A 25,561-nucleotide genomic window follows, 5' to 3' on the forward strand; every position below is an offset into this window, starting at 1 on the left:
CTACCCTTTATTTTACCTAATATTCCACTAAATAGCAAGTCCTTTTTTAATTTTAATCCCGGCCTGCTTAAATCTCACTTTTCACATAGCTGGCCAGATTGTAGGAATGGTCGGAAATACGTTCCAGATTACTGATAAGCTCCAGGAATACAACACCTGCCGATGGTTTGCACCCGCCTGAGGAAAGTCGTTCAATATGCTTTTCCCGAAGTTCCTCTTCAAGAAGGTCTACTTCATCCTCACATTTGCTCACTTTACGGACATCTTCCATATCCCCTTTTCTCCTGGCCTCTATGGAATGGAAAAAGGATTTGTAAGCCGTTTGACAGATAACCTCCAGATCAGAAGCACCGGTTCCGGAGAAACTGATTTCATGCTGAATCATATAATCCGCCTGCTCCGCCAGGTTTTCTGCGTGATCTCCTACCCGTTCAATATCATTGATGCTGTAAAATAAGTTGTTGATTACCAATTTTTGTTCCTCTGTTAAGGACAGATTGTTGATTTTGACCAGATATTCCATCAACATCTTTTCCATATTATTAATCGTCTTTTCTGTTTTATACACTTCTTTTACTTTATCCGCATTTTTCGTGAGAACCGCATCCATGGCCAGCTTCACATTTTCTAAAGTGATCTGCCCCATATGTACCACCTCCATGGAGGCAGTTTCCACAGCGAAAGCCGGGGATTCAAAGATCCTCTCATCCAGATGTTTCATGGTCACAGCTTCTTCTCCGGCTATCTCACCATCATCGTTTCTTCCTTCCGGAATGACAACTCCTGATAAGTCCACCAGCTGTTTGGCAAAGGGGAACAGGAGGAGTGTATTGGTCAGGTTAAAGAAGGTATGGAATATGGAAATCTGTACTGCAGTTATGTTATGGGCCGCCAGAACCGGAGAGGCTGCAAAAAGGATGAAAGAACCAATGCCAAATATAATTGCTCCCATCACATTAAAAGACAAATGGATCACTGCCGCCCGCTTTGCAGTCCTGGTGCCGCCGATACTGGAAATAAGGGCTGTTACGCAGGAACCGATGTTCTGCCCAAGTGTTATAAAAATAGCGGCATTGGTGGTAACCACACCATTCATGGCAAGGGTCTGCAGGATACCTACCGATGCGGAGGAGCTTTGAAGAAGAGCCGTAACAATGGCACCGATCAGCATGCCAAGCAATGGATTTTTTCCTAAAATACGGAATGCCTCAGAAAAAATAGGGGCATCAGTATAAGGAGAAATTGCTCCTGACATAAAATCCAGGCCAACAAACAGCATGCCAAGTCCCACCAGGATCTCCCCTATGGTTTTCATCCTCTGCTTTTTACCGAACAACAGAAGTACCGCTCCGATTCCGATAAAAAGAGGAGCCCAAAAGGAAGGCTGCATTATGGAAAACGCATCTCCCAGCTGATTCATGGATACAATCCAGGCCGTAATCGTGGTACCAATGTTCGCTCCCATGATAACGCCGACTGCCTGAGTCAGATTAAGCACTCCTGCGCTTACAAAGCCGACTACCATGACCGTGGTCGCTCCGCTGCTCTGGATGATAGCCGTTATCAGTGCTCCCAGGAGTACCGCCAGGAAACGATTGTTTGTAAGCATTCCCAAAAACCGGCTCATCCTGCTTCCTGCACTCTTCTGCATGCCATCTGCCATGGTGTTCATGCCATACAGGAACATTCCCAGCCCCCCTAAAAACCCAAACAGACTCGATATGTCATTTATAGACATGTGTTACCTCCTTATAAACACTAATTATGGTTTTATTCCAGTGCTTTCCACCTCTCACCGGTAGACGCACCGTTTAAAATATAGCATAGGCAGAATTGCTTTTTCAATGTTTTTTAAAAATTATGTAAAATTTTGGTGAAGTTTAGGTAAAATCAGCACTTATTTTCAGCAAAAAGACCGCCCTGCTGATTGAAAATCTGCGGACGGCTCTTGCCGGAGAGAAATTCACAGGATTTAGATCCCGTTTTTTTCTCCCATCTTTATAACAAGAGATTTCACTTTTCCATCTCTTAATTTCAAAGCTTCAGTTCCAAAAAGTCCTGCTTTTTTTATCTCCTTTCTCTGCCCATCAAGGTATTCCAGTTCCATCCGTTCAATGCGGTAGGAGCCGGGTATCATATCCCGTTTTTCAAAAAAATGATAGACGATCTTTGTTTTTCCTAAAAAGCTGGCTTCAACGGTTTTATCCTCCGGTATAAGATACCCAGGAATCGCAGGCTCAAAAAAGCAGCATAGCTGACCTCCTTCCATGAAAAAGGGCTTTTCTCCAAACATCATAATCTGCCACATCTGCAGGAATTCAGCCGTGGAACCGCTCAGTCTTGCCACAAAGCCTCTTCCATGAAGCTTATCATCGGCATTTGCACTGCTTACAAGAAAAGAGGAGTTCTCCAGCAAGCTTCTTCCGTATACCTCCTCATCCAAAAACGGAATGCAGGCATTGTGGAAATCCCGGAAGAATTCGTCATATAATTTTGATTTAAGTAATTCCAGAAGATATTTATATTCCATGTGAAGCCAAATGGACTCATTTTCCAGCCAGCCGGGTGAAAATGCTTTTGCTCTTCCGATCTCAAAGGATGCATTGTCCATAGATTCATTGACCTTGTACATCTTTAATTTTGTATCATATAATCCGGTCTCCTTAACCTTATGGTACAAGGATAATTTTTCTTCCCTGGGTACCGGCAGTTTCATATACCGGACAAACCCTTCCAGGAACAGAGGAAGCGCAATGACCTGCAAGTTTTCAGGAATGATATGAGTTCCAGCCATTTCATAGCTGTCAAGCTGATGAATATAATAGGTGGGAATCCCTCCATCTTTCTTACAGGCTGATTGTATGCCGTCTTCCACATAAGAAATCCACTTACCTAGAATACTGCAAAATTCCCGCCCGGACATGGTTATCTCATCACCCCGGACGCCTTTTGCCGTAATCTCCCTGTAGTGCTCCTTATAACCATTGCACTCATTCCATACCCACAGCCTGCTCTTAGACTTTTTTTCATAGGAAGCAAAGGTTTTATCCAGACCTTTGATAAAATCATATAACTCGGCCGGTACCGTAACCCCTTCTCCATACCGCTCCAGGGCGCTTTCTATAAATTTCAGCAATCGGTACAGCTCAAAGGTTTCCGGCATAGAGGAGCCTAAAAGTCCTGGCAGCCCATTTAAGGCATCATACCAGCCCGGCTTTCCCGCCTCCATTTCTATCCCTAAGCCTGACATATCCAGAGAAGCGGTTTTATTGGCAGCCACCACCACAAGCTTTGTCATCAGGTTTGTGGCATAAATGGTTCCTTTTCCATAATCAGTGTATACAGTATCCTTTAAAGCTTCCTTTTTCCGGTCCTCACAAAGAGCATGGTACTGCCTGATTCCCCGTTCCGTCTGCACATAACGTTCATGGCGCGGCCTCACAACCGCTCTCGATTCGTAATACGTGTAGCTTTTATCAGTAAACAGCAGGTGCTCTTCCATTTCAGGATAAACGGAAAGATAAGCTTCAATCAAATCAAGATGATATGTCCAGTGATCGGTCCAGTATCCTTCACCAAAATCTGCGTGGAATGTAAGACTGCTGTGCTCCACCACCGTACTTAAGAATTCCTCCCTGCTGCATTCTAAGGAGATGGAGTGGTGTTCCAGAAAGGCAAACAAGCTCCCCGGCGAAAACTCCTTCCGGAAAAATTCTTCCATAAGGCTTTTGCCTCCCTGTTCCACAACCTTAAGAATCTTATCCGCACGGACAGCTTGATAAGTAACCTGGCGCACTACCAGGGGATTATACCCATCAAGCTGCAGCAGATTGTAAAACAGCTTGATGTTATGGTCTTTCACATAAGGTGTAAATAAAACATCGCTTCTCCGGTTTTGGTTTACATCTCTGAAATTACCATTTCCCTGAGTAAAGTACTCCGGAATCATGGAAAAATCATTGTAATCCCGCTCCATATCCCCATGCTTTCTGGAATACACGTAAAAAACAGAATCCTTCCCTGTTTTTATTGGAAACCCGCCCCGCAGCACGTTATCAACATAGGTTTGTTCGCAATAGGCATCAAACACCGGATCAGAGGTTTTCGTGCGGATGAAGCTTCCCAGTTCCCGTGTTTTTTCTGCCGCCTTTTTGTATTTCTCCTCGAAATAACTTCTGTCCAAGGTGCATTCCCCATAATCGGATAATATTTTCTTAGTTGAAGCCTGACCTGCCACACTGTTCCAGCCCACAGTCTCCCCGGCAGACAAGACCCTGGTCAGACAGGAAAAACCGGAAGGCACAATATTTTGAGTGATCTGCTTTTTTTGCAGCAGCTCATCAAGACTGTGTTGGATCAGGCCCACAGGATGTTCCAATGCCGTATCATGTTCAAACACAAGCTCAGGATCTGCAATAATGGGTAACAGCCGGCCGGATTCTGATAAGGAAAGTATAAAATTACCTTCTTCCACCCTAGAAACAACTGCCGAATCCCCTGTGCTGTACCGCACCCGGTAATAAGGCATCCTCTTCTCCACATCCTCCACCTGCATCCAGGCTTTCATGGTCTGGGCCATTTCCTTCATTTCTTTTAATTCAATTCCATAGGGGATGACTCCAGGCATTCCATCCAGTATCTGTAGGTCTAGCTTCTGTTTGGAGATGTTTTGTATGGTCACCCTTCTCACCAGGCCGGCAACCGCTTCATCGGGAAGGGTATAATACAGGACATTGGTTTTTAGACCTTTTTCCTCGTTGATTTCTTCCAGCTCCAGTTCATTCATACCCACATACATACGAGTTTTCACGGAATCCAGGCGAAATGGTTCATATACCTCATTCCCAGTTTTTATAAAGGTGCGAAACCCCATGTTCCTTACAAGCTGGTAAGCCTGATGGGCCGGATAAAATTCCATAATGGAATGATTCTTATTTTCTACGCCAAAGCTTACAACTGCCTGGCCCCGGTTTGTATAGAAGCACCAGAGAGGGATGCCGTAAATTCCGCTGATTCCTGGAAGGAAGCTGGAAAATGCCGGTTTCTGATTATAATCTTCTATTATAAATCTTCCTCTTGAATCAAACATATTCTTATCATCCTTTCACCGCACCTGCAACCAAGCTATCCTGGATCTGATTGCTCAGAATAAAATAAATGACAATGGTAGGCAGGGTTGCAATGACCATGCCCGCTCCGATTAACCCCCAATCAGTGGAATATTGACCTGCAAAGGACATGATTCCTACAGGCAAGGTCCGGTACCGGTCGCTGTCCACAAAGGTATTAGCTAACATCAGCTCATTCCAGGTCCCTAAAAAAGTAAAAATAGAGGCGGTGGCAATCGCCGGCTTGATGATGGGAAGTATAATGGTTGCAAAGCACCGGAAAATCCCGCAGCCATCAATACAGGCTGCCTCTTCTATTTCTATGGGAATGCTTTTGTAAAATCCGATTAATATCATAATGCTCATGGGAAGGGCTCCCGCAATATAAGGAATGAGAAGCCCTAAATATCCGCCTTTTAATCCGGTTTTATCAAGGACCTGAAATAAGGGCAGCAAGGCAGCCTGGGCCGGAATCATAATTCCCAATGCGAAAATTCCAAATACCAGGGATTTAAGCTTCCATTTCATTCTGGCTATTGCATAAGCAGCCATGGCAGATAAAATTCCTGCAACGGCCACAGTTGCCATGGAATAGAATACGGAGTTTAAAAAGTACCGGATCAGGTTTGTCTGGGTAAATGCATTCCCGTAATTTTCCCATCTCCAGACCTGGGGAAGCCCGATGGGGTTATCTCCAAATATCTCCCCATTGCTTTTTAAGGAAAAGGTAAAAAGCCAATATAATGGAAAGAGCTGAGTCAGTGCAATGAGGCACAGCAGCAAAAACTTTATCTTTTTTTTCATCTTCATAGGACCGCCTCCTCATCTATATGGCTGATGCATTTTCTTCCGCTTTTTTAAATAACTTACTTACAATAAAGGTGAACAACAGGCATTCCACCACAATGAAAAAAGCCTGTGCGCTTCCATACCCATATAGGCCCCTACGGAATAAATTGTTGTACATCAGGGTTGCAGGTACTTCACTGGCATGGTTCGGACCGCCTCCGGTCATGACATAAATAAGATCAAAGGCCCTTAGAGAACCGGTAATGGAGAATATGACACAGGTCTTGATAACCGGAGCCAGGAGAGGCAGTGTAATCTTTGTATTCACCTGCCACTTACTGGCACCATCGATTTGAGCTGCCTCATAATAATCCTGGGAAATGGATTTGATCCCAGCATAAAAAATCAGCATGTGGTAACCGATATACTGCCACACCGCAGGAATCAAAGTGGAAAGAAATGCTGTTTTGGGATTGGAAAGCCAGGAATAGCTGAAATCAGAGGCTCCCAGAGCGCGGATTAAATGGTTTAGAAGACCATATTCGCTGTTAAACATCTTCATCCAAAGCTGACCGATTACCATACTGGAAATGACCACCGGCAAAAAGTAAACGGTGCGAAAGAACTTTTCTCCTTTTACCCCCCTAGCCAGAACCATCGCCAGTAAAAGGGAGATGGGAAGCTGAATGAGTAAGGAGGCACCCACTAAAAGAAAGGAATTTAAAACAGCCTTCACAAAGTGGCGATCCTCCGCAAACAGCCTAATATAATTCACAAGTCCGATGAACTTCATTTCCCCCATGCCATCGTACTGGAAAAGGCTGTAGGCTCCGGAAATAAAGAGGGGGATCATACTAAAGCTGATAAACAGGATGAGCGCAGGCAGCACAAAGCAGGCCACAAATCTCTTTTTCCCCAACATGTTATTCATAATCAGTCTCCTCTACTTTGGGCAAAAAATGGGTATCGCCCGGTTCTGTAAGCGATACCCCCTTTGCTCTTACTTACTTATTGATAGCTGCTTCATGTTCCTTTATAAATTCACCCGTATCGGCGCCTGGAGCGAACAGGGTCTGCACCTGTTCATTGTGAATGGTGGCCGGTTCTGCATCAAGAGAGGTATCCCATGCAAGGACTGAGGTCTTTCCTTGAAAAAGGAGATCCTTGATCTGTACGAAAAGAGGATTTAAGCCCTTTTCATCTACCTCAGTTTTCCAGCCGCTGAAACCAGTGCCTGACTCATAAGCAGCTTCACCCATCTTCTCATTTATGTAGATTGCAAATTTAGCAGCCTCATCCGGATTCTTCGTGCTCTTATTCACCCAGAAGGATTCTACGAATCCGCCGCAATAATCGGTTTCATTTCCTTTGCCGGTAATCATGGGGATTTTCATTGCCACCACATCCTCCGGATTGATGGTAACGGCTTTATCTGTATAAATGCCGTTCGCAAACCAGCTTCCCATAAGTCTCATGGCCGCCCTTCCGGTTCCAAAGGCTGCATTGGCATCATCATTGCCCTGTTCCAGAGGATTGGCTCCAAATGCGCCCATCTTGTATAATTCCTGGACCTTATCAGCCGCTTCTGCATAGCCTTCTCCTTCAAAGGGAGCCTGACCGGTAAGCATCTTGTTGATTCCCTCTGCCCCTACGGTTCTTAGTGCCAGCGCCTGATAGATAAATGCTGCATTCCAGCCATCTTTTGCGCCAGAAGCCAGAGGGGTTACCCCGTCAAGAGCCTTCAGCTTTTCAACTGCGGCTACCAGCTTGTCGTATGTATCGGGTAACTCTGCTCCTGCCTGATCAAATAATGCCTTATTGCAGTATAAGGTCATATACCAGGAAAAGGAAGGAAGAGAATAGGTTTTTCCATTGTATTCAAAAGCTGCCGTGGACCCCTCTAAAAGTTTTCCCCTGATCTCGTCTGTGAGATAGGAATCCAACGGAAGAAGTTTATCCGCATTGATCATCTTTCTTGCGGTCCCTGCCCCCCAGTAATAGAACACATCAATTCCCTTTGCATCTCCAGCAAACTCTGCGGAAATCTTAGTTTTATAAGCCTCCGTATCCAGGGTCTGCGTGTTGATTTCCACATTGGGATTTTCCGCTAAGTAAGCGGCAACCGCCTCGTCATACTTTTTCTTTAATTCATTGGTATCGTTGGACCATTGGTGCCAGACATTTAATACGGTCTTTTCCGTCTTTCCCTCCCCCGAACTGCCGGCGTTTGTTGGAGCAGCACTGCCTTTGCTTCCACAGCCTGTCATACCTGCTGTCAGGGTTAAAGCCAATGCCACGGCTGAAACTCTTTTTAATAAACTTTTTTTCATCTCAATCTCCTCCTGGGTTTTCTTTGTTTCCTTCTGATATCAGTATACCGAAACTCCTTTTTTAACTCAATTTAATATTTTGACCCAAAAGGTTAGAAATTTTACTACCTTTGCTTATATTCCTTAACAGTCACTCCCACATGCTTTTTAAAGCAGATGCCAAAGTAATGGGAATCCCTAAATCCTACCTTTTCTGCTATTTCGTATACCTTAAAATCCGTTGTATTAAGAAGGCGGATCCCTTCTTCAATCCTTTTTTTCAGAACATATTCAATAAGGCTCTGACCTGCCTCTTTTTTAAACACCCTGCTTAAGTAGCTTTCATTGGAAAAGACTGCCGAAGCTACGGTTTTAAGAGAAAGCGCAGGATCACAAAAGTTTTTATCGATATATTCCAGCGCCTCGTTTACCACCTTATTTCCCTGCTTTGCTTTCTTGCTGTTATGATAGTTCAGTATCATATGGATGGATTCTTCCAGAAACGGACGGCACTCCTCCACGGTCTGAATGGATTGTATGGATTCATACAGACGGTCTTCTCCTATAAGCTGTTCCAAGCTGACCCCATACTTATTAAGGGTACTTCCGGCCTTAGACATTAAATCCATAACCGTAAGCCTTAAATATTCCACTTCCGTTACCCTTGAATTCCTGACTACTTCCACATAATCCTCGATTGCGGCAGACACCCTGTCGGAAATTCCATTGGTCAGGGAAAAAAGGAAGTCCTCCCAGTCAAAGGCCAGCTTATCCGGATTTTTTTCCATAATATGCATGTATTCTTCGTATGTGATGATCCGGTTATCCCCTAAAAGCACCGATGCACTAAGGGCATGTTCCGACTCGGCAAAAGCCTCTGCAATTCCCTCATAGCCCTCATGGCTGCGGCTGATGCCAATGGTGGAAACCATATGGTTCTCCTTAAGCCTTTGATGGATTTGCCGTGCAATTTCCCCGCTGTCCTTTAGTCGCCTGACCGTACAAAACAAGATTATATTTTTCATGTAGTGAAGAAAAGATATGGTTCCGTCAATGGGATCCCTGCCTAGGAGTTCCATGGCCCTTTTATGAAGGCTTCCGTCTGCCTCCCCTGACCGTTCCTCTTTTAAATGAATATTTAAGCAGCAGCACCCTTTTAGCATCGCTTCGCAGTCATAGGCAAGAAGCTTTTTCTCCGCTTCCTCCTCACTGGTACGCTTTTCCACCAGCCGTTGAAAAAAACTTTCCATTATAATGTCCTGATCGGCGGAAACGCTCTGCTTTAACATCTCCACCTCTTTGCGCCGGGCCTTTTCTTTTATGATTTTCCCCCTGATCTTAAGAGCGATTTCCATCAGCTCATTCATATCAATGGGTTTTAAAAGAAAATCTTCTACCCCCAGCTTTACCGCCCGCCTTGCATATTCAAACTCCCGGTATCCTGTAATCATAATTACATGAATGCTCTCATCCAATGCTGAAATATGTTCCGCAAGCTCCAGACCATCCATATGGGGCATATTGATATCAGTTAAAACCAATTCCGGCTTTCTGTATTTTATAAATTCCAATGCTTCCGTACCAGAGGAAACCTCCCCAATGACTGAAAAACCATAATCTTCCCAAGGAAATCCTCGTTTGATCAGCACCCGTTCCAGTTTTTCATCATCCACAATCAGTACCTTGATCTCCATGTTCCAACCCCTTTGCTTCCATACGCTTTACTCTTACTGCTATTTCCGTTCCATTTCCAATCTCACTGTGAATAAGGACCGGCTGCCTGATCCCATGATAGAGGGTAATCCGCTGTTTTAAGTTATAAAGGCCGAATCCCGACTTACCGGTCACGGTCTTTCCTTCCATGATTTCTTCGATCTTTTCCTCGCTCATGCCCACCCCGTCATCAGACACCAGAAAAATAATTTCATCCTCATCGGAAAAGGCCTTGATGGAAATAGTTCCTTTTCCTTCCCTGGGCTTAATTCCATGGTGAACGGCATTCTCCACCAAAGGCTGTAACAGCAGCTTTAATATCCTGCAATCCTTAACCTCTTCTTCCACGTCCACCTCTACCTTTATTTCATTGTCATAGCGGATATTTAAGATGGTTAAGTAGCTTTGTATACAACTTATTTCATCCTTAACCGTAATAAAATCCAATCCGCTGTTTAAGCTGTTCCTGTAAAAGCTTCCCAGGGCCTGGGTCATTTTAAAGCAATTGTCATAATCCCGCATGAGAGCAAGAGCGGATACCGCATCAAGGGTATTGTATAGAAAATGGGGATTAATCTGAGCCTGGAGCAAATCCAGTTCCACCTTTGCAATGATCTGCTCTTCTTCTTTTACCTTTTGGATCAGGCTTTTAATGGATCTTGCCATATGATTAAATACACGCTTCAGATTATTGATTTCGTTTTTCTGCCGGTCCACCTCCATTTCATCAAACTGGCCCTTTTCCACCAGCATCATATGCTTTTCCACCTTTAATAAGGGATGGAAGATAAAACGGGTGAGCATGACCGAGCAGACAAAGACAAAAGCAACATTCATACACATGATCAACAGGATGATCGTGGAATAATAGGGCGCCATAGCGGTCATGTTATCCAGCTGAAAAGATCCGGCCAGCTTCCAGTTTTCTATGCCGATGTCCTGGGTGATCACCAGTCGGTTTTCACCGGTCCGCTGTCCGGGATTCCCAGGGGCCACAATGTATTCGCCCTCATCGCCCAGAATATAAAAGTCACTGTCACTGGAATTGCTGACCCCATTAAAGTAATTGCGTATTGTTTCCTCATTGACCGTAACCAGCAGGATGGCCAACGGTTTATATGTATTTTCATCCCGGATCTCCCGGATGTAGGTAATATAAGGGGTGTCTCCATAAAATTCAATAACCCCCTCACTGCCTTTCATAAAAAAACCGTTTCCCCTGTGCTCACTTAAGTGCCGGTACCACTCAGACTCCAGAATCTTTTCTCCGTATATGCCCTTGGGTGTTTTTTTATAAGAGCTGTACACATTATGATAAGAATCCATAATCAGAACGCTGGAGATGTATTCCCCTGACAAGATCATATTCACCAGACTCTGCTTGATGGTTCTCTGAATAGACGGATCAATGGCCCTGTTATCCACATTTCTTAACGCCTCTTGAACATTTCTGTCAAAGTAGATCAGGTTTGAGAACTGGGTCACATTATCAAAAATCAGGGACAAATTTCCCTTAAGGGCGCTGACCGTCTGAGTACCTGCTCCCATAATTTCTCTTTTCGTGTAGGAGGTATTAATGACAGATATGACCGAAAAGGTGATTACAAAGGATAATAATACGACCGTTAAATACATAATCAGGATCTTTGTCTTAATCCTCATATTTTTCCAAGCATCCATCAGACCAGCCATAGCAACCTCCCACTCATATGATTTTTCACCCTTATTCTAGCGAGTTTGGCAGGGGATGTCAAAAGAAAGTTCGGATTGCCTCAATCTGCTCCCTGTTTAAAAGCTCAGTAGGGGAATTCTTATCGCAGGTATCCTGATTCTCTATAATAAGGACGCTCCCTTCCTCATCCAGGGCATGGGTGTGCCAGACGCCTTTTTTTACATTATAAAGCTGGTTTTTCTCCATTTTCACACATTCCACCACTTCAGGCCGTTCCCCATTCCCGCCTGAGATCAGGACGCAGCTGCCTTCCAGCAATACAAATACCTCATCTGTTTCCAGGTGCCTCTGCATGGAGTTAAGACGGTTCGCTCTTACGTCATCACAAAACTTAAGCACCGCCACTCTCCATGTCTGATAATCCACAAGAGGGGTATATCCCTCCCTCGAAATCTTTATAATATCAATCAATTCTCTTTCCATTCTTTCCTCCTAAATAAAGCAAATATTCCCAACCGTTTTCATACTCAGCTCTGAACACTGACTATATTTCTAAATTCAAATCGACCGTGATGATATGGAGCTCCTGATCCGGCAGATTTAATAGTTCTTCTCTCTTAATGCTCCAATCCCCACCAATCCGGCAGGGAACCCCATTTAAAGAAATACCGGTAATCCCATAGGCATCCGGGTCCAAATTCCGAGGATTTCTATAAATGACCTTTAGGTTTTTTCCGGCAAATATGAGAGAAACCGAAGCCTCATGCTGATTGTCAAATTGTTCCTTTAACAGCTGGGGTTTAAAAACCAGGCTCCCATAATGCCCTCTGATTCCAAACATCTCAGTGACAACCGTAACCAGATACCAGCTGGCGGCTCCTGTCAGATAGTGATACATTCCTCTTCCCCCAGCATCCACGTACTCAGGAATTCCCGGATATATCCTGCTCTTTTCGGAATCGCAGCAATGGTCAAATAAGGACATAAGGGCATGATATCCTTCCTTTGAAGCGTTACGCCGGTATAAGGCATTCCCGAACATGGTGGACATGTGGGAGAATACGGCCCCGTTTTCCTTGTGCCCATAAGCAAACCCAAACATCCTGCCTAAATCCATTTTTACCTCATGGAAATCCGTATTTAAGCGGTATCCTCCGATTTCCTTTCTGTACAGGTGGGCATCGGAAGCCTTCACAATCTCTTTGACCTGCCGGTCTGTCGCAACTCCCGACATGAGGGAAAATACCTGACTGGTGAGCATCATGCGAACCCCTGCTCCTGTTTCACCCTCCACTTTATTTCCGGAATTGTCGTAGTATCCGTTATACCAGCCAAACCCTTCCCTTGAAGTGACCCATTCCGTTTCCCGTATATGATCATAGATCCAGGAAGCCTTTGCCCGCAAATCAGCCTGTAATTCCTCTCCTTTTATAATTTCCTTTTTTCCTGAAATAGAATGGGAGCAGTCTCTGCAATAACGGGCAAGTACTTCCTGCTTCTTCCTTATGTCATCATAAACTGTCCTGTCCCCTGCCATCAGCTGCCTTACTTCTTCCGCAACTTCAAATTCCTCCACTCCCTGCACTTTCATCTCTTCCAGGAAATCGGCAAGCCCCTTTAGGTTATACCCATACATACAGGAAAAGGCTACGCTCTCTCCTCTTTGGGAAGCTAAGTCCAGGGCATCATTCCAGTCCGCGCCCCTGATCCTGATATGGTTGTGCTCTCCTACATCATAAAAGGATGTAAGGTTCTGAACCAGCAGATGCTCCAGAATGGTTCCTGAATAAATCTGATCCTTGTCAGCCCGCTGCCGTTCCCCGTCTTCTGTCGTCCACTTAAGATCCTTATCCTCTCCGCGGCAGATTTGCATATCCTTAAAATAGCTGTTGTTTTCCAGCAGGATCCCAAGATCTCCGGTCTGGTGGATATATAATTCCGTGGTCAGAAAGGGCCATACCCCATGGTCCATCCAGACCCTTGTAATGTTGTTTCTATCCGCAATAAACTCTCCCTGCCCGCTTCCAATGATTGTGGCATTGGTCCCATCCATTCGTACCCCGCCAAAATTATCAATAAGCATCTGGCGGACCCCCGACGAGTCCATCATCAGCAATGCCAGACAGTCCTGCCATAAATCTCTCCAACCTCTTCCGCCTTTTCCATAGTCATGATGGGGTAAAAAGGAACAGCCATAAATTCTTCGAAGCATGGGCTGAAAGCTTACCCAGCGCATCCAACGGTCGAAAACAGAGTTACCTGTGCGAAACCTCACATTGACCTTTTGGTTCCAATATTCTTTCGTCTGTTCCCAGGAACTGTCAAATGCTCTTTCATTTAGAAACTGCTCACAGCTATGTATCAGTTCTTCTTCTGAATTTCCATATCCCATAGCCACAAAATAGGTTATCTTTTCCTTCGGCCCTATCCTGCATTCTTGAAAGCAAAGTCCTCCCAGAGCTTCATAGCCGCCTGTCTCATAATCCATCCCCTGAGGCTTTAAAGGGATTTCATATAAAGCTTTTGGATTTTCAAGATTGCCGCCTTCTCCTGTAAAGTCCTCTAAAACAGGGTAATATCCTACAGGGCGCTGGGATTCATTTCCTCCAAATACACCGTAAGACCGGTGGTTCCTCTTATGACCCCGTTCATCAAAGGTCATAGTGGGGGTCACGATGACTCCGGAAGACTTCGTCTTAATTCTATGGAGAAGAGATGTCACATGCCGGTGGTCCCTGATATTATCCGCAGAACGGGCATAGAGAGGAATGGCTGTGACTACCTGAAGACATTTATTTTCTTCCGAGATATTTTCTATCTGGATTTTCATCAGTTCCACCTTCTCCCCGGTGGCCGGAACAAGGCTCTTAATTACCCCTTTTATACCCAGCTGTTTTGAAGATCTGGTTACCTTATGATGCATGAAGCCCGCTTCCACAGCCACCGGCTCCTTGTTCTCAGAAAAAAGCTGGGCCTGCTGCCAGGAAGAACGGCCGGTAAGAGACCATAATGCCGTTCCATCAATCCTGCACCATACATTTCTGGAGGATTTGTCGTTATGTAAACTTTCACAGCTGACTGGAGGCATGAAAAAGGAATTCTGATCCATCTTGCTGTCCCCTCCCAGATCAGGAGATACACAGCTCATTACCCCGGACTCATTTGCCAGGGGAAAATATAAATAGCTGGTCAGATCCGGATTTTCCACATAAAAATCACCCTGATTTCCTTTAAACTCATATTTCATCCCAAATTCCATCCTTTCATACCGGTAGTTTTCTTAAAGTATATCCCAGGTGGATGGATTACTAAATTTAATTATTTTGCTGAAAAGGTGATTTTTTTTACTTTATCAAATTCGTTTCGTTAAAAACTCCGTTTCTCTGCGTTGCTTTTCTCCCTGGGATTGATTATAATGAATTTAATTTTTGAAAGGAGAAACCCATGCTGCCAGATTATCATTTTCATACAAATTTTTCAGGAGACTCCGACACCCCAATGCGGGATCATTTAGAGCAGGCCATAAACCTTGGAATGACCTCCCTCTGTGTTACAGACCACCATGATTATGACGTGGACTCTATCATCGATTTTACGCTTCAGACGGATCAGTATTTTGAAGCGATGTCTGCTTTAAGGGAAGAATACAAAGACCGGATTGACCTTCGCATAGGAATCGAGCTGGGTCTTCAGACTCATTTAACAGAATACTACAGGGAATTGCTATCAAGCTATCCCTTTGACTTCGTCATCGGCTCCACTCACTTTATTAACAGAAAGGATCCTGCTTATCCCGTATTTTTTGAAGGAAGAAAGGAACAGGAAGCATATCTTCAGTATTTCCAGGCTACACTGGATAATGTGAAAAATATAGACAACTATGACGTAGCCGGCCATATCGACTACATCGTCCGTTATGGCCCGAATAAGGCTCGCTATTACAGCTACGAAGCATACCGGGATATTCTAGATGACATTTTAAGAGCAATTATAGAGCGGGGAAAAGGAATTGAATGCAACACAGCCGGTTTCCGAAAAGGAATCGGACAGCCAAACCCCTGTGCTGCTATTATAAAGCGCTATAAAGAATTAGGCGGGGAGATCATAACCATCGGTTCCGACGCCCATATAACAGAAGATTTAGGAGCAGATTTTCAGACAGCGGGAGAACTTCTTAAACAATGCGGATTTTCTTATTATACGGAGTTCCGGGGACGGAAACCCGAATTCAAACCCTTGTAAACAGATAAGAGAAATAATACTTGAAATTGGAGAATTGCCATGAATGTATTTGATATTATCGGCCCTGTTATGATCGGGCCTTCCAGCTCCCATACGGCCGGAGCTGCCCGAATCGGTAAAACAGCTGCCCTGCTTTTAGGCGCACCTGTGGCTAAGGCAGATATCCTGTTTCACGGCTCCTTTGCGAAAACCTACAAAGGTCATGGTACAGATAAAGCCATTGTAGGAGGAATCCTAAAACTGGACCCCTGGGACCCGGGAATCCGTACAAGCCTTGAAACGGCAAAAGAACAAGGGATATCCGTCACAATCCGCACCGGCACTATAGAAAATGCTCACCCAAACACAGCGCTGGTCACCTTGACCTCTGATCAGGGCAGCACCATCTCCGTCCAGGGAGCATCCGTGGGAGGCGGCAATATCGTCATAAATAAGGTAAATGATATGGAAGTTTATTTTACCGGGCAAAATACCACCCTGATTGTTATGCATCAGGATATTCCCGGCATTATCGCCCACGTTACGAACCTGGTGGCCGTGGGCAATGCCAATATCTGCAATTTCCGCTTAAACAGGCAGGAAAAACGCGGACTTGCCATTATGACCATTGAGATGGACTCCGATTTTGACCAGTCTTTAGTCTCCCAAATCCAAACCATCCCTCATGTATACAATACAATTTTATTGAAATTATAGGAGGAACCTATGCAGTTAAAATATAATTCTGTGGAAGAGCTTGTGGCTGCTGCTTCATCTTCCAATAAAAAAATATCGGAAATCGTGCTAGAGCAGCAGGCTGAAGATATGGAGACCACAAAGGAAACCGTCTATTCAACCATGGAAAACAGTTTTGAGGTCATGAGGCAATCTGTCTTAAACGGTATGGATGAGACTCTCCGTTCTTCCAGCGGACTTTCCGGAGGCGCCGCTGCCAAACTAAAAAAAGCAGTGGACGAAGGAAAAAACCATTACGGTCATCTCCTTGGCAATGCCATAAGCATGGCTCTGGCGGTAACGGAATACAATTCCTGCATGGGACAGATCGTTGCAGCACCTACGGCAGGCTCCTGCGGCGTCATACCGTCAGCCCTCATTTCCGTATTGGAGGAATTTGACTTACCAAAGCATGATATTATCATGTCCCTGTTTACCGCATCAGCCATTGGCATGGTCATAGCCAAATGCGCCAGCATCGCAGGAGCTGAGGGCGGGTGCCAGGCCGAAGTGGGTTCAGCGTCCGCTATGGCTGCTGCTGCACTCACGGAAATCTTTGGCGGAACGCCCCAGATGGTTTCCGACAGCTGCGCCATTGCCCTTAAAAATACTATGGGCCTTGTATGCGACCCGGTGGCAGGGCTGGTTGAGGTTCCCTGTATTAAACGCAATGCTATGGGAGTTGCCAATGCCTTTACTGCCTCAGAGCTTGCATGTGCCGGTATCACAAGTGCCATTCCTGCAGATGAGGTAATCCTTGCTATGAAGCAGGTGGGCGACCTCATGTCTACCGCCTTAAAGGAAACTTCAGAGGGAGGCCTGGCCGCAACCCCTACCGGCTGTCGCCTGCGCAAGCAGATCTTTGGAACAGATTCCGCTTCTTCATGAAGCCGTACGCTTACCGCCTGTCTTGATTTTTGAGACAACATAGGCATAAAACTCATCTTTTTCTTCTTTTAAAACCCTGGTCGTCAGTACAAATCCATGGGTGGAATCGGAAAAAATCAAGATCATATTGGGTTTCTTTGCAATTCTCTTGATTTTTTCCCATTTGATCTCCGAACACTTCTCTCCCTGCTTTATATGGATCCCCCAATCATCAAAGCTCACTTTAGTATCCCGATTAATGACTGCCGCCTGCTTCCTTGCCTTCCAGTAAATTAAAACAGGCTGAATCAAAGGAAACAGGCAGAAACCCAGTATGACACCGAATCTGAAAAAAAGACCTGATGAATTCCATCTGACAATTCCCAGAACAAAAACCGCAGTGGTAAAAATGATATTGCATACTCCAACCAGAGAACCATAAATATAATACATGGACAGCTGCCAGATATCTGCAGCCGTATTCCGATACGTATATTCGTATTTCATTTCATTCCTCCCTTTCATGATAAAAGTATACCCCTAGAGTAATTCTTTTAAAAAAAGGAATCAGGCACTAATCGAAATGAATGCCTGATTCCATAACCTGTTTATCGGATCATAATACCATTGCCCACAGGGCAGGTGCAGGATCGTTATTTAATTAACAGTGCCGGCAGCCCCAAACTGATGGCCGGTATAAAGGTGATCAACAGGAGCGTGATAATCATACAAAGATAAAACGGAAGTGTCGCCTTAACCACTTTCTCCATCGGAAGTTTCGCCACCGCAGAACCAATAAATAATACGGCGCCTACCGGAGGAGTCAGAAGACCGATACCGCAGTTCAACACCACGATAATACCGAACTGAACCGGATCAATACCAATGGAAGTTGCAATAGGCAGTAAAATAGGAGTTGCAATCAGTATAATCGGAGACATGTCCATAATACAACCTAAGATCAGAAGGATCAGGTTCAAAAGCAATGCCAGGATAATTGGATTGTCGGTTATTCCAGTAATGGCACTTGCTGCCAGATCCGGAACATGCAGAGTGGTCAGACAGTAACCAAATACATTAGAGGTTGCAATCAGAATAAGCACAATGGCAAGAGTATTGACACAATCCTCCATAACCTTCCATACGCCCTTCCAATCCAGGCCTTTGTAAATAAATACGCTGACGATTAAACTATAAATAACTGCAATGGCTGCAGATTCTGTTGCTGTAAATACGCCGCCTACTACACCAAATACAACGATCAATACGGCTGCCAAAGCCCAGAAGGAAATTCCAAGCTGTTTCACAAGATTCTTAACGCTGAACTTATCTCCCTTAGGATAGTTTCTTTTTACTGAGATAATATAAGAACCGACCATAAGAGACAGTGCAAGAAGTGCTCCCGGTATATAACCGGCCAGGAACAAGCTTCCAACGGAGATTCCGCCTGCCGTAGTCGCATAAATAACCATGTTGTGACTAGGCGGTACCAGAAGTCCCTCACAAGAGGAGGTAATGGTTACAGCCGTTGAAAAATCATCGTCATAGCCCTGTTCTACCATCATAGGGATCAGAATAGATCCTAAAGAAGCAGTATCAGCTGCTGCGGAACCGGAAATTCCTCCAAAGAAATAAGAAGCAACGATATTAACCATAGCCATACCGCCTCGCATCCAGCCGACACAGGCATTGGCTAAAGCAATCAGCTTTTCAGAAATACCGCCGGAGCCCATTAATACTCCCATGGTAATAAAAAACGGTACTGCCATCAGGCTGAAGGAACTGATTCCCTTTACCATCTGCTGACAGATAATGGTGAAGGATTTGCCTTGGGAAAGCAGGCAGAACACGGCTGAAAGAGCTACCGCATAAGCAATGGGAAACCGAAGCAGAACCATTAAGAAAAAGCTTCCCAGTAAGATCAGGATTACGATATTACCACTCATCACAGATTTCCCTCCTTTACATAAAAACTTTTTATATGGTTATACAAAGACTCTGTTTCAAAAATAATCATGGCCGCACCTGCCAGAGGTACCGGGAAATACATCCAGAATCTGGAAAGCCATGGCATGCTGGTATAAAATCCCTTGGATCCGATACCGGTAGCATATTTCCAGCCCACCGTTAACATGATAACCGCCAGAGCGAAGATAGCCAAATCCGCCAGAATATCCAGAGCTTTAATCATATTCTTTGGCAGATAAGCGTCAAATGCTGTCATACGGATATGGGAGCCTTTCCGGATAGCAAGAGCCGCGGAAAGAACCGCCATGTAACACATAAAGGTCAGAACAATCTCCTCGCTCCATGCCGGATCAGGTATAAATGAAATATATCGGCCCGCAACCGACATACTGGTTATTAAAACATCCCCGATCAATAGCAGCTTACAGACTAACATAACAAAATTATAGGTTATATCATAAGCCGGCTTTATTTTATCAATCTTTTTAAATATTTCTGGCATAAAGATCCCCTTTCTAATGATCAGGGCACAGAAGTCTAGGCTTCCGTGCCCTCCTTATAAAACTGATTATTTCATATCAAGGATCTGCTGATAAAGGTCTGCGTTCTCCTTTGTATTCTCAGTAATAACATCCTTGCAAGCTTCCTGCCATGGAGTAATGTCAGTAACTTCAACCACGTTGACTCCTGCTGCTTTCAGCTCATCCAGTACTTCAGTTTCTGCATCCTGGGAAAGCTTTTTGTTAAAGTCTGATGCGTATTTAGCTGCCTCGGTCATAGCCTTCTGCTGGTTCTCGGTCAGCTTATCCCATGATTCATCAGTGATAATAACCTGAATGGCTCCAAGGGTATGTCCATCAAGAATCAGATTTGGAGCAACTTCCTGGAATGCATTGCCTTTATAGTTTGCAATTGGCTGCTCAGCAGCATCAACAACACCTGTCTGAAGAGCTGAATAAAGCTCGTTCATGCTTACTACGGTCGGATTTGCACCCAATGCGCTTACCATACCAGTCATAACCGGGTCACTTGATACACGGATCTTCATTCCCTTTAAATCTTCCATGCCATTTACCGGATTCTTTGAGAAGAAATGACGGAAGCCCTCTTCTCCATAAAAAAGACCTCTTACGCCCAACTGCAGATCATGCGGTTCCATTAAGAATTCTGGAGCCAGATCACTGTCTACGAATTTCCAGTAGTGATCCCGGCCTGCAAATGTATAAGGAATAGACAGCAGCTTGGATTTGGTAGCACCATAGCTGGTCAGAGCAAATGCGGAGATTCGGGACATATCGATGGTACCGCCACCGCCAAGCATGGTATCAAGAACGTCATTTTCCGCTCCCAGAACACCGCTGGCCTGAAGGTCAATCTTGATGGATCCGCCGGACAGTTCTTCAACTTTATCCTTAAATGCCTGATCCGTTTTTCCTACGATAGTATCCAGGGGATTAACCTCAGCATACACCAATGTAACCTGTGGATCTTCAGAAGCAACCTCCTTGGATTCTTCCCCTTTTTGTGTTTCTCCAACAGTCGCCCCAGTAGTTGCAGTATTTTTAGCAGAACCACCACATGCTGTCAAAGATACAGCTGCAAGCGCAGCTAACATTAAGACACTTAAACTTCTTTTTTTCATGTTTGAAACCCTCCTTTTTTTTCATATTAACATAGGAGGACATCAGTTACTACCGTAAATTTTTATGAATCCTAGTATAATTTTAACATCTTCTTAACGGAAACAGCATATATCTTTACACTAAATTAACATAATTCTATTTCTCTTTGGTACGAGAAAAAAAAGAAGCACCGCCCATGACTGTTCTTTCGTCATGGTGCAGCGCTTCCTTTTCAGCATTTTTTTATTTATTTTTCAAGTTTTTTCTTATAAATTTCTATAACCTTTTTCATGGCTTCCTGACCTGGTGCTCCAATCGTCATCCTCTTTTCCACACAGGTCTTTAAGCTGATCGCCTCATATATATCTTCCTCAAACACTGGACTGATGGCCTTATATTCTTCCAGACTCATATCATCCAGGGCAATGCCCTTTTCAATACAGAAAAGTACAAGCTGTCCTACGATCCCATGGGCATCCCGGAAGGCCACTCCATGGTTAACCAGATAATCAGCCGCATCCGTTGCATTGGTAAAGCCGTTCTTTGCGCTGGCTTCCATCACATCCTTTCGGAAGGTCATAGTGGAAATCATTCCGGTAAACAATGCAAGGCAGCCCTTTACCGTATCAATGGCGTCAAAAGCCAGTTCTTTATCCTCTTGCATATCCTTGTTGTAGGCAAGGGGAATTCCCTTCATGGTAGTCAAGAGAGACACCAGTGCGCCGTAAACCCTGCCTGTCTTTCCCCGGATCAATTCCGCAATGTCCGGGTTCTTCTTCTGAGGCATAATGCTGCTTCCGGTGCTGTAGGAATCATCAATTTCCACAAAACGGTATTCATTGGTGTTCCAGATAATAATCTCTTCACAGAATCTGCTTAAATGCATGGCAATGGTCGATAAAGCACTTAAAAGCTCGATTAAGTAATCCCGGTCGGCCACAGAATCCATGCTGTTAAGAGTCGGTCCTTCAAAACCTAAAAGCTCTGCCGTATATTCCCGATCCAGAGGATAAGTAGTTCCGGCCAGGGCGCCGGAACCAAGGGGACAGTAGTTCATCCTTTTTTTAATATCATGAAGGCGGGAATGGTCCCTGTCAAACATTTCAAAGTAAGCACCTAAGTGGTGAGCCAGAGTGATAGGCTGCGCTTTTTGCAAATGGGTAAATCCAGGCATATAGGTATCCAGATTTTCTTCCATAAGCGTTAATAACTCCGCAAGAAGCCCTTCCACCAAAATGTTCAGTTCATCAATCTCGTCTCTGGTATACAGCCTCATGTCAAGAGCCACCTGGTCATTGCGGCTCCGTCCGGTATGAAGGCGCTTTCCGGCCTCCCCGATCCGTTCCGTTAAAACAGCTTCCACGAAAGAATGGATGTCTTCATGCTCCCCCGTTATTACCAGGGCCCCGCTTTCTAAATCCTCCCGGATCTCTGTAAGACCTTTTACGATCTTATCTCTGTCTTCCTCCGTAAGAAGCCCTTGTTTTGCCAGCATCTTCACATGGGCAATGCTTCCCTCAATATCCTGATGATAGAATTTTTGGTCAAATGATATGGATGCATTAAAATTGTGAACCAGCTGATTGGTTTCTTTTGTGAAGCGTCCGCCCCATAGTTTCATAATTTAGAATTCTCCTTTCCTTTGTATTGCTGCGGTTATTCACCTGTAGAATGAACCCGCATGGGTCTGCGCTTTTTCCCTTTTCCTGCAGATACACCTGCAAGTATCAGCAGAAAGATTACGCTTCCAGCCGTTATGATACCGCCTGTTTTAAGTCCCTCTGGCATATATTCCATAGAAATCTCATGGGTTCCGGCAGTCATATGCACGCTTAAAAACGTATCAAATATTTTATATGGCTCCACGACTTTCCCGTCAACCTTGACGGTCCAGCCCTTGTCATAGGGAATGCTTAAAAACAGCAGGCCGGCTTTATCAGCTGTGACGGTTCCCTGGATCTGCGTATCTGTCCATTTTGTAAGCTTCATGGAATTCTTGTCTAAAATGTTGTATACAGACTCAAGACCCTCAGGCTCAAACCGGTAAGCGACCGCTACCAGATCCTGATCATTATCATCGTTTCGCAGGGTAATCTTTTCTCCTGATTTCAAAAAACCAAGTTCCAGCAGATAGCCGCGGCTTACATTATCAAAGCTTTTGCTCTTTTCACCCAATTGGGCGTTAACCTTTTCAACCTTTTTATTGCTGACAAACACATAATAGTCTCCATCCGTTTCCGGTGTAAACGTAAAGCTTTTCCCGGTGATTTCGCTTGGAATCTCAGAAAGTACCGGGGTGCCTCCTAGTACAACAGAAAAATCATTCTGGACATCCGCCGGATTTGTTAAGTCCAGCTGCCAGTTATCCTCAAAGTCATAAGGCAGCAGAAAGCCCAAAGACAGGGCAAAGATGTTTTCCCGTAGATACATATCATCTTTTGCATCAATCGGTTCGGATATGCCATTATACTCAGTTTCTTCCGAGTACAGCCCGTATTTTACCGCAAAAAGGGCATCTACCAGAGGCGTGCTTCCTGTAATGCTGTAAGCATTGGTGGAGCCTTCACAACCTATTTTTTTAAAGAATGCCGTAAGATCTGCATTGGCGGTGGAAGAAAAAAGGGAGACCGTAGGAAAGTTCAGCCAGGCTCCGTCATTTTTGGTTTTTCGGGTGACCTTTTCGATCCTGTAAAAAGAGGTACCCGGAAGCAGGCTTTCTGCCAGCTCCGTAGAAGCTTTATTATCCTTCACATAGCTGGTCCTGCTGGTGGTCGTCACACTGGTGACCGTGGTATTAACTGCGGCTTCTAAGGAGACCACACCAAGGGCCAGAAGTACCAGCACGTTCCGGCTGACCCCCTTCTGATAAAGGTTGATAAGGCCGGCATAAAAGGAAAGAAACAAAATAGCCACATAAAATACGGAAAAATGATAGGCCTCATCCGTTATAAGCTTCTGCGCCATCAAAACAAAGACCACCGAAGCAAAAAAGGCCATTACTACATGCTTCCATGGAATCTCATGTAAGTGGATATAAGCTTGATAGCACGTAAACAGCATGAGAAAAATATAAATAAAAGACTGTCTGCATGGCAGGCTGTTGGGATAATGAAACCCATGCCAGATAAAATTCAATGTGTTAACGGAAAAGCTGGCAAAGAAAAACAGCAGCAGGGAACACATAACAATCTTTTCCCTTTGCCTGATCTGTTTACATCCCAGGTAAAGAAGGAAGAACATGAGAACTGCCACACCGCAGTAAATATTTGGCCAGTGATCCAGCCCGATCTCCGGCTCCACCGCAGGGAGATGCCTGGCAATCATATCAAATATGGAAAAGTAGGAGCTGATGGTCTGGGGAAAATTAAAATCTCCCGAAGCGGTCGACTGCAGTGCATAAATTTCAGGAAGCAGAACGACAGCGGAAAGACCTCCTGCCAATAGGGAAAACAGAGCAAACAATCCTCCACGAATGAAGATTTCCTTCCATGACTTCAAGCCTTCTAATACAAGAAGAGCAATAAAGTAAAACACCATAAAAATACATATCATAATGGATATGTAATAATTTGATAAAATTGATAATCCCAATGTAATACAGTATAAGAAACACTTTTTTTCTTTAACCAGGTTCTCAAGGCCAAGCATAATGAGCGGGAATAGAAGAATACAATCCAGCCACATAATATTCCAGCTGTAAGCTGCCATATACCCGGACAGAGCATAGAAAATGCCAAAAAAAGCGACTCCAAAATCCATGGTCTTGCTATGCCTGCGAAGATACCAGGAAAAGGAAAGACCGCTTAAACCGATCTTAAATACGATCATATAGGTCATAAATTCTATGACGTAGTTCTTCGGACAGAGTACCAACAGCCAGTTTAAAGGACTTGCCAGATAATAGGCATAAAGGGCGGCAAAATTCACACCCATACCGATATCCCAGCTGTACAGAAGGCTTCCGCCGTGAGTCAGTTTGTAACGGAACTCAGAAAAAAACGGAGCATACTGATGATACATATCAGTCCTTAAAAAGCTCTCTTCCCCAAAAGGAAAAATTCCCCGCTGGGCAAATATGATGACCATGATCACCATTGGCACAAAAAATGCAGCTAAGAGTCCGTCGGAAGGCCTTACCAGGCTGGCGGAACTTCTCTCTTTTTTACCCATGATCCTTTCTTTAAAGCTTTCTAACTGCCCTATTTCCAATTCTTCCTCATCTTCCGGTTCCTCAGGAACCTCCATGAAATTCTGATCTGGAACGGAATCTTTTATCTGCTCTAAGTCCTCTCCGTAATCCATATCCCCGTCATATAACTCCTCCATCCCGTCAACCGGTATATCAAGACGTATCCTGGGCGCGGATGCCAGGTCAAGTTCCTGTTCCGCCTTTTCTCCCTGGGGATCGTAAGTCACCCTCTTCTCTTCATATCCTTCTTTAAAGTCCTTTTCCCCTGTTGTAATTTCTTTTTCACCTGATGTCATTTGCAGCATATCCTCTATTTCTTTCGATATCTTTTCAATCTCGTCATCGTGTTCCATTTCATTTACCTCTCT

General features: G+C 44.5%; 18 protein-coding genes. 3 read left to right on the top strand and 15 right to left on the bottom strand.

Annotated features, from left to right (window positions below; all coding sequences use genetic code 11):
* Positions 1-67: 67 nt before the first annotated feature.
* The 9 genes from ACHZES_RS10550 to ACHZES_RS10590 form a co-directional block, all read right to left on the bottom strand.
* A complete protein-coding gene (locus ACHZES_RS10550; protein ID WP_038281002.1) occupies positions 68-1,738 on the bottom strand; it encodes a Na/Pi cotransporter family protein in 1,671 nt (556 codons plus the stop codon).
* Between the two features lie 234 nt (positions 1,739-1,972).
* Positions 1,973-5,089: a hypothetical protein gene (locus tag ACHZES_RS10555; RefSeq protein WP_395548026.1), complete on the bottom strand. Its 3,117-nt coding sequence runs from the start codon at positions 5,087-5,089 to the stop codon at positions 1,973-1,975.
* A gap of 7 nt (positions 5,090-5,096) precedes the next feature.
* A complete protein-coding gene (locus ACHZES_RS10560; RefSeq protein WP_038281005.1) occupies positions 5,097-5,918 on the bottom strand; it encodes a carbohydrate ABC transporter permease in 822 nt (273 codons plus the stop codon).
* 16 nt (positions 5,919-5,934) lie between these two features.
* The gene (locus ACHZES_RS10565) at positions 5,935-6,828 is read right to left on the bottom strand and encodes a carbohydrate ABC transporter permease (protein ID WP_038281007.1); all 894 of its coding nucleotides are present in this window, start codon (positions 6,826-6,828) and stop codon (positions 5,935-5,937) included.
* Positions 6,829-6,901: 73 nt separating this feature from the next.
* Entirely contained in the window at positions 6,902-8,227 is a 1,326-nt protein-coding gene (locus ACHZES_RS10570) for an ABC transporter substrate-binding protein (RefSeq protein ID WP_395548025.1), read from the bottom strand.
* A gap of 104 nt (positions 8,228-8,331) precedes the next feature.
* Positions 8,332-9,900 (bottom strand): response regulator, encoded by a 1,569-nt coding sequence (locus ACHZES_RS10575; RefSeq protein WP_395548024.1) that lies wholly within the window; start codon positions 9,898-9,900, stop codon positions 8,332-8,334.
* Positions 9,872-11,611, bottom strand: coding sequence for a sensor histidine kinase (locus tag ACHZES_RS10580; protein ID WP_395548023.1), 1,740 nt, complete (start codon positions 11,609-11,611; stop codon positions 9,872-9,874). Before ACHZES_RS10580 ends, ACHZES_RS10575 begins: the two co-directional genes overlap by 29 nt.
* A gap of 58 nt (positions 11,612-11,669) precedes the next feature.
* Positions 11,670-12,074 (bottom strand): hypothetical protein, encoded by a 405-nt coding sequence (locus ACHZES_RS10585; protein ID WP_395548022.1) that lies wholly within the window; start codon positions 12,072-12,074, stop codon positions 11,670-11,672.
* Positions 12,075-12,135: 61 nt separating this feature from the next.
* Positions 12,136-14,838, bottom strand: coding sequence for a GH36-type glycosyl hydrolase domain-containing protein (locus tag ACHZES_RS10590; RefSeq protein WP_395548021.1), 2,703 nt, complete (start codon positions 14,836-14,838; stop codon positions 12,136-12,138).
* A gap of 197 nt (positions 14,839-15,035) precedes the next feature.
* Between ACHZES_RS10590 and ACHZES_RS10595 the strand changes: the two genes are divergently transcribed.
* The 3 genes from ACHZES_RS10595 to sdaAA are packed head-to-tail and all read left to right on the top strand — an operon-like array spanning position 15,036 to position 17,435.
* Complete coding sequence (locus tag ACHZES_RS10595; protein ID WP_038281016.1) at positions 15,036-15,833, top strand: histidinol-phosphatase HisJ family protein; 798 nt, start codon at positions 15,036-15,038, stop codon at positions 15,831-15,833.
* Between the two features lie 39 nt (positions 15,834-15,872).
* Entirely contained in the window at positions 15,873-16,529 is a 657-nt protein-coding gene (gene sdaAB, locus ACHZES_RS10600) for an L-serine ammonia-lyase, iron-sulfur-dependent subunit beta (RefSeq protein WP_038281018.1), read from the top strand.
* A 9-nt stretch (positions 16,530-16,538) separates the two neighbouring features.
* Positions 16,539-17,435: an L-serine ammonia-lyase, iron-sulfur-dependent, subunit alpha gene (gene sdaAA, locus ACHZES_RS10605; RefSeq protein ID WP_395548020.1), complete on the top strand. Its 897-nt coding sequence runs from the start codon at positions 16,539-16,541 to the stop codon at positions 17,433-17,435.
* On the opposite strand, the gene ACHZES_RS10610 is transcribed toward sdaAA, so the two are convergent.
* From ACHZES_RS10610 to ACHZES_RS10635, 6 genes are all read right to left on the bottom strand, one after another.
* Positions 17,430-17,921, bottom strand: coding sequence for a YcxB family protein (locus ACHZES_RS10610; protein WP_395548019.1), 492 nt, complete (start codon positions 17,919-17,921; stop codon positions 17,430-17,432). The two genes, sdaAA and ACHZES_RS10610, sit on opposite strands and share 6 nt — an antisense overlap.
* A gap of 146 nt (positions 17,922-18,067) precedes the next feature.
* Positions 18,068-19,360, bottom strand: coding sequence for a TRAP transporter large permease (locus tag ACHZES_RS10615; RefSeq protein ID WP_038281024.1), 1,293 nt, complete (start codon positions 19,358-19,360; stop codon positions 18,068-18,070).
* On the bottom strand, positions 19,360-19,884 hold the full coding sequence (locus ACHZES_RS10620) for a TRAP transporter small permease (protein WP_038281026.1): 525 nt from the start codon (positions 19,882-19,884) through the stop codon (positions 19,360-19,362). The genes ACHZES_RS10615 and ACHZES_RS10620 overlap by 1 nt, the downstream gene beginning before the upstream one ends.
* A gap of 66 nt (positions 19,885-19,950) precedes the next feature.
* Positions 19,951-21,024, bottom strand: coding sequence for a TRAP transporter substrate-binding protein (gene dctP, locus ACHZES_RS10625; RefSeq protein WP_038281027.1), 1,074 nt, complete (start codon positions 21,022-21,024; stop codon positions 19,951-19,953).
* Positions 21,025-21,251: 227 nt separating this feature from the next.
* On the bottom strand, positions 21,252-22,625 hold the full coding sequence (gene argH, locus ACHZES_RS10630; RefSeq protein WP_038281029.1) for an argininosuccinate lyase: 1,374 nt from the start codon (positions 22,623-22,625) through the stop codon (positions 21,252-21,254).
* 35 nt (positions 22,626-22,660) lie between these two features.
* A complete protein-coding gene (locus tag ACHZES_RS10635; RefSeq protein ID WP_395548018.1) occupies positions 22,661-25,546 on the bottom strand; it encodes a YfhO family protein in 2,886 nt (961 codons plus the stop codon).
* Between the last annotated feature and the right edge of the window lie 15 nt (positions 25,547-25,561).

Source organism: Lacrimispora sanguinis, assembly GCF_044987295.1.
In the GTDB taxonomy this organism is placed as follows: Bacteria; Bacillota; Clostridia; order Lachnospirales; family Lachnospiraceae; genus Lacrimispora; species Lacrimispora celerecrescens_B.